Annotated in this window: 3 protein-coding genes; 1 reads left to right on the top strand and 2 read right to left on the bottom strand. The window is 67.8% G+C overall.

Annotation, left to right across the window (positions count from 1 at the left end):
- The coding region (locus tag VF468_00015; GenBank protein HEX5876711.1) for a methyltransferase at positions 1-617 on the bottom strand (617 nt) is incomplete at its 3' end.
- Positions 618-1,363: 746 nt separating this feature from the next.
- Here VF468_00015 and VF468_00010 point away from each other — a divergent pair.
- On the top strand, positions 1,364-1,678 hold the full coding sequence (locus VF468_00010) for a hypothetical protein (protein ID HEX5876710.1): 315 nt from the start codon (positions 1,364-1,366) through the stop codon (positions 1,676-1,678).
- A gap of 230 nt (positions 1,679-1,908) precedes the next feature.
- Here VF468_00010 and VF468_00005 read toward each other — a convergent pair whose 3' ends face one another.
- A complete protein-coding gene (locus VF468_00005) occupies positions 1,909-5,178 on the bottom strand; it encodes an AAA family ATPase (GenBank protein HEX5876709.1) in 3,270 nt (1,089 codons plus the stop codon).
- Positions 5,179-5,746: the final 568 nt, after the last annotated feature.

Raw genomic sequence — 5,746 nt, 5'->3', positions numbered from 1 at the left:
ACCTCCGCTCGATCGGCCAGGACGCCTCGAATATGGGGCACTGCAGCCAACAACTCAGCGAGAAAGCTTCCGGTGCCACCTCCGACATCGACAATGGTCTCAAGTCCGTCGAAGGTGCACGTGGCAAGAACAGCACGGGCGCGCTCGATGGACCCGGCGGCCATCGCCTGGTCAAAGTCAGCCTGATCCCGCGGATGGCCGGCCAGGTAGCTCCAGAAGTCGGTGCCATGCGCGGTTGAGAACGTCGGTCTTCCGGTCCTCACCGCTTCAGGCAGGGTCTCCCAAGCATGTTGAACCCATGGAGCGGTCAACAGCAGAGCCGCCGGGCGCAGCGAGCCCGGGACGTCCGAACGCAGCGCATCACCTGCCGGTGCCAGCTCGAAGTGCGCTCCCCGGTCAGCGCAGAGCCCGAGCAGAACGCATGCCCGCAGAAAGCGGGCCATCGCGGCAGGTTCCGTCCCCGTTGCAACAGCGAGCTCGTCGAGGCTCTTCACGCCGGAGGCCAGCTGATCCGCCAGGCCGAGCAGAGCCGCCGTCCTGAGCACCTGCGCTGTCCAGCCACCCAGCAGCAATCGTTGGACCAGCAATGCATGCGATTCGGCGGTCTGGCTCTCCATGTGCATCTCCATCTCCCAGTGGCATGCACGTGCCGCCACGATGTTATCGACACCCGACTCGCCACCGCGCACCCTCACGGCCGATTCGCCCAACCCGGCGGTGTGAGGGTCGTCCCGACAGGTGACGGCAGCGCTGACGGCACCCCAAAGATCATGAGCCGTGCCTACGCCGAGTCCGACTGCCGTACGGGCTAGAAGCGCTGGAGAGGACTCTCGCGGGAAGGTCGCCTGGGCAGCCCATGGCTTCCGCAGCAGCGAATGAGAGCTAGCTGTCACCACCGCATTGGCGCCCGTTTGGATTAGTTCGTCTCATGGTATGACTCGCTTCCACCAGAATCGCAACGGCGGTTCAAGCCGGTCGGGTCGCCCTCCGACGCCAGGATGGGCCAGGGCACCAGGCTCTTTCGTCCAACCGTGCTGGCGCGCTGGAGTCGGTTGCTGAAGGGCAGGCGGTCTTGATTGCGGAGACCTCGAACTCGAGAGTGATTTGTCGCTGACCAGGACCGCGCCGGGTCTCGAGCGCGGCGTTCAAGGTGATGCCGTAGTCCTTGCGGTTGATGACCGTCGACCTCGTCTGATAGGAGAGACGATCGGCGTGAGCCCTGAACATCTGTTTCCCATCTCGGCACATTGGAGGTGGTCGGCCAAGGCACAAGATCCAGCGGTCCCCGACTCTCGCCACTTGCTACCGGCCCCGCCCAGCTTGCAAGATCAGCCCAAGACAGGCCGAGGCAGAGGAGGACATTATGGGCCGGAAGGAAGTCATGCATCGCACAGAAGGCGCAGTCGCAGATTTGCCAGCCGTCAAAGTTCGAGGCGTCGCTGTCGGGGGCATCGCCGCCGGCGGCGTTGCGTTGCGGGCGCTGGCCACGGGCGCAGTCGCCGCTGGCGCGGTAGCCGTTGGTGCATTTGCGATAGGCGCGGTGGCCGTTGGTCGTCTCAGAGTTGGCAACGCCGCAGCTAAGAAGCTGAGCGTTGGCCGTCTTGAGGTTGATGAGCTTGTGATCGGGGGCAAACCGGTACGCGTGGAAGATCTTGGGCCTGTGATCGGCAGCGCCTGATCGCTACCCCAGGCGGCTGGGGATGGGCGAGGCTGCTGCTAGTCGATCACGTCCGCGGCCGGAACACGGCGTCAAGTCACTGCGCCTCACGGGACTGTGTCGCAAGTCGACCCCTGACAGGGCACTCAGGCTCGCAAGGGGAATCCCGGGTTCTTGCAACGTCTCTTCAGCCTTGCGGCAGCGGTCCTGGTAGTACCGGTGATCGCCACTTTGCTCCACTCGGCGGCTTCCTAACTGAAGCCGGCGGCCAAGAGAATCTCTCGCGAGGGCTCCGCCGCCAGGAGCGGCCCGCTCCGCTGCGGGGCCAAGGTGGCGGCGAATGTGCGCAGCGTGTTGGCGGCCGCCGCCGCGGCCGCTGCCGCCTCGTCATCTCTGCCCGCCTGAGCGAGCGCCGTTCCCAAGGTCCACCAAGCTCGCCACAGCGTGGGCGGGTGACCGAGCCGCCGGATGCCGTCGAGCGCCGTGTGCAGCTCGGCGATCCCACGCTCGGGCTGGCCGAGTGCCATGAGGGCCCGCCCCAGGACCAGGCGCGCAGCCAGCTCGTACTTGGCCCGCTGAACCTCACGCGACCGGTCGATGGCTTCCTGGGCCAGCCGGGCCGCTTCGGCATGGTCCCCTTTCGCCAGGGCGATCTCCGCTTTTCCTTCGGCCAGGCGCCCGGCCATGAGCCACTGGTGGGTTCCCTTGGTGTCCTGAGTCCGTTCCCACAGCTCGGGCCATCGAGCCTCAGCCCGGCCAACCTCGCCGCGGGCCAGGTCGGTGAACAGCTGATCGATCCCTGATTGGAGCACCGCGTTGGCGAAGCCGGCTGCCGCACCGAGCTCCGCGGCCTCCTGGTTGCGCCGGGTGGCCTCGTCGAGCTGGAGCAGGTCGCGGTACAGCGCGCTGGACATGTTGAGCGCGCGGGCCGTCATTCTGGGCACCAGCTCGAACTCACGTCCGCGGGCGATGAGCTCCTCGAACCTCGGGAGGGCTTCCTCGTGCCGGCCCATGCCGGTCAGGGTGAGCGCGTGGACAGGCCCGGTTCGGAGCAACGCGTCGGAGCTCTTGATCTCATCGGCGAAGGAAATGGCCTGCTCCCCGTACTCCAGGGCCCGCTCATATTCGCCGGTCCAGTACCGGTCCGTGGCCATCTGGTCGAGGCACAGCGCGCGTTCGGCCCGACGCGTGCCAGGGATCCACTGCGCCAGCGCCCGCTCGCCCAGCTCGAATGCCGTGTTCATGTTGCCGGCCATGCTCGAGGCCAGGCTCTGTAGCGCCAGCGCTGGTCCGATGAACTCCTCGATGGACAGGGACTCGGCCAGGTCGAATGCCTCCTGCGACATTCGGGTCGCGGCCTCGGCGTCCATGGCCCGATGCGCCGTATGGGCGCGGGCCGTCAGCACCTTCAGACGTTCCACGCCCTCGGTCTCTTCCAGCAGCTTGTCGAGGGCCGGAGCGGCACCGAGATCGCCCAGCTCCACCTGCGTCTCGGCCCGTCGAATAGCGATGGCGCGGCGCAGTTCTGGTTGGTCCTCCGGCACGAGCTTCAGGGCTTGGCCGAACAGGGCCACGGCCTCATTCTTCGCCCATCCCTTGGCAGCGTGCTCCGCGGCGAGCTGGAGAAACCGAACGGCCTGGTCAAGGTCGCCGGCCTCCTGCCAGTGGTGAGCCAGCATCGCGGCGGCTTCCTCGATCCGCTCGCCGGCGGCCGACTCGATGAACCGGGCTACCGCGGCGTGCCGCTCCCTGCGGGCCGCCCGGGGGAGGGTGGCGTAGGCCACCTCCCGAATAAGCATGTGTTTAAACAGGTATTCGTGGTCGCCCTCGATCTGGCTACCCGACTCCCGATGGATGAAGTCGCGGCTCTCCAAGATGTCAAGGGCGTCCTCCAACTCCGCCGCCGACCGGGTTGCCTCGAGTGTCTGGAGCGCTCCCCGCCAGAACACCTTGCCGATCACCGCAGCGTCGAGCAGGGCACCCCGGGCGGCAGCAGAAAGCGTGTCGAGCCGCGCGGCGATCGTGGACCGCACGTTCGTGGGAAGCTTCTCGGTCGCCTCGTCTACTCGCTCGGCCAGCGAGGCCACCAGCTCCTCAATGAACAGCGGATTGCCCTCTGCTGTGATCACCACGCGGTCGCCCGCGCCCTGCAGCCCGGAAAGCATCGGCAAAAGATGGCCGGCCAGTGTCCGGGCCTCGTCCAAGGACAGCGGATGCAGCTGCATCGAGGTGTGCGACATCAGCCCCGCTCCCCAGGTCGGCCGGGAGTCCAGGAGCTCGGGGCGCGCCAGCGCCAAAAACATGACGGGGACGTCGCGAACCCGGGAGGCCAGGGATTCCAGGAGGTCCAGCTGGCTGGCGTCGGCCCAGTGGATGTCCTCGAACACCATCAGGAGCGGTTGCCGGCTCGCCAGCTCCTCCACGAACCTGCGGGCCGAAAAGAACAGCGGTTGCCGATCGGGCACCTTGTCTCCGCCGAGGCCGATCAGGAGGGCCAGGTGGTCGGCAACCTCGGGGCCGTCGCTGGCACCGCACAGCACGGTGACGACTGCGGTCAGCTTCGCCCGCGCGTCGGCCGGAGGATCGGTCTCGAAGATCCCCGCCACCTCCTTAACCTGCTGGCCGAACGCCCGATAGCCAGAGGACCCGCCGTACGGCAGGGACCGTCCTCGCAACACTCGCCCCCCGGACGGCTCAACCAGGCCGCCGAACTCACGCGTCAGGCGGGTCTTCCCGATACCCGGAGGCCCGATCACAGTCACCAGGTCGGGGCGTCGCTCGGTGGTCACGCCCTCCCAGGTTCGGCGCAGCAGCTCAAGCTCGCGGTCCCGCCCGACCATCGGCGCGGCCGACGCGGCGCGCTCGGCCGGGGCGGTGAGCGCCTCCAGCGCCAGCCAGGCCGCCAGCGGCTCGCGCTTGCCCTTCGCCCGGATCGGCTCCACGGGTGCATATCCGATCACGCTCCGGGTGGCCCGGAAGGTTTCCTCGCCCACCACGAGCCCTCCCGGGGGCGCTCCCGTCTGGAGCCGGGAGGCGGTGTTCACCACATCGCCGTGGGCCAACCCCTGCGCGGCGTCCGGCTGCTGGCGGGCGTCCACAATGGCCTCGCCGGTGTTGACCGCGGCCCGCACGGTAAGGTCCAGGGCCGGATCTTCCCTGTTCAGGTCCTCGACCGCGTCGAGCACCCGGAGGCCGGCCCGCACGGCTCGCTCCGCGTCGTCGCCATGAGAAACCGGGGCGCCGAACACGGCCATGACCGCGTCGCCGATGAACTTCTCGACGACGCCGCCAAACGATTCGATTTCAGACTTCACCCGAGTGTCATAAGGGACCAGCATGGCCCGAACGTCCTCAGGGTCGGCCTGATCAGAGCGCGAAGTGAAATCGACCAGGTCCACGAACAGCACCGAGACAACCTTGCGCTCTTCGACGGCCCGCTCGACGGTCAGTGCCGCGCCGCAGGCCGAACAAAACCGGGCGCCCTCAGGATTCTGGCCCCCGCAAGCCGGACACCGGGGCACGAGGGCCAGTCTACGTTTAGCGCTTCGCTCGGATGGAGGGGTCTCGCCTCAGCCGAGCGCGATCGGAGTGGCCAGCGGCCGGTCCCGGATCGAGAACGCGTCGACGAGGTCCAGGGCTGGCAGCGGACCCTGCGACACAGCTCGGTGACCGTTTTCACCACCGCCTCGACCGCTGCCCGGTGAGCCGTCCGTGCGCCTGGAACCTCCGCGGTCGCGCTCCATCTGGCCGGGAGGCCGAGCAGGCGCGCAAGCGGACCGCTCAGTGGCGCACCCCCGCGTAGTGCTGGGCCAGCAGGTCCCCGGCGAAGTCGCGGCGCAGGTCGCGCCACACGGAGTGGATGTGATTGGCCCCGTCCTGGCACGGCCTCTTCAGCGTCTCCCGAACAATCTCCCAGCCGCTCCCTGCTCTGTTGAGCGCCTCGAAGCGTGCCTGATCTCATCGATCAGGCTTTCGGCACGGCGGAGCTTGACCCACCAGGGACATTCGGGATCAACCACCATCCACTGCCGACCTTCGCATGACTCATCGCCGACCATCATGCCGGGGCCCACCCCTCAGAATTTGATG

It is taken from the genome of Actinomycetota bacterium, from assembly GCA_036280995.1.
Classification (GTDB): Bacteria; Actinomycetota; CALGFH01; order CALGFH01; family CALGFH01; genus CALGFH01.
Note: the sequence above shows the minus strand (reverse complement) of the source record. Positions and strands in the feature narration are given on the sequence as shown.

Bases quoted from the DNA above. Each gene is read 5' to 3' on its own strand.
- VF468_00010 (HEX5876710.1), top strand. From the start codon at position 1,364: ATGGGCCGGAAGGAAGTCATGCATCGCACAGAAGGCGCAGTCGCAGAT.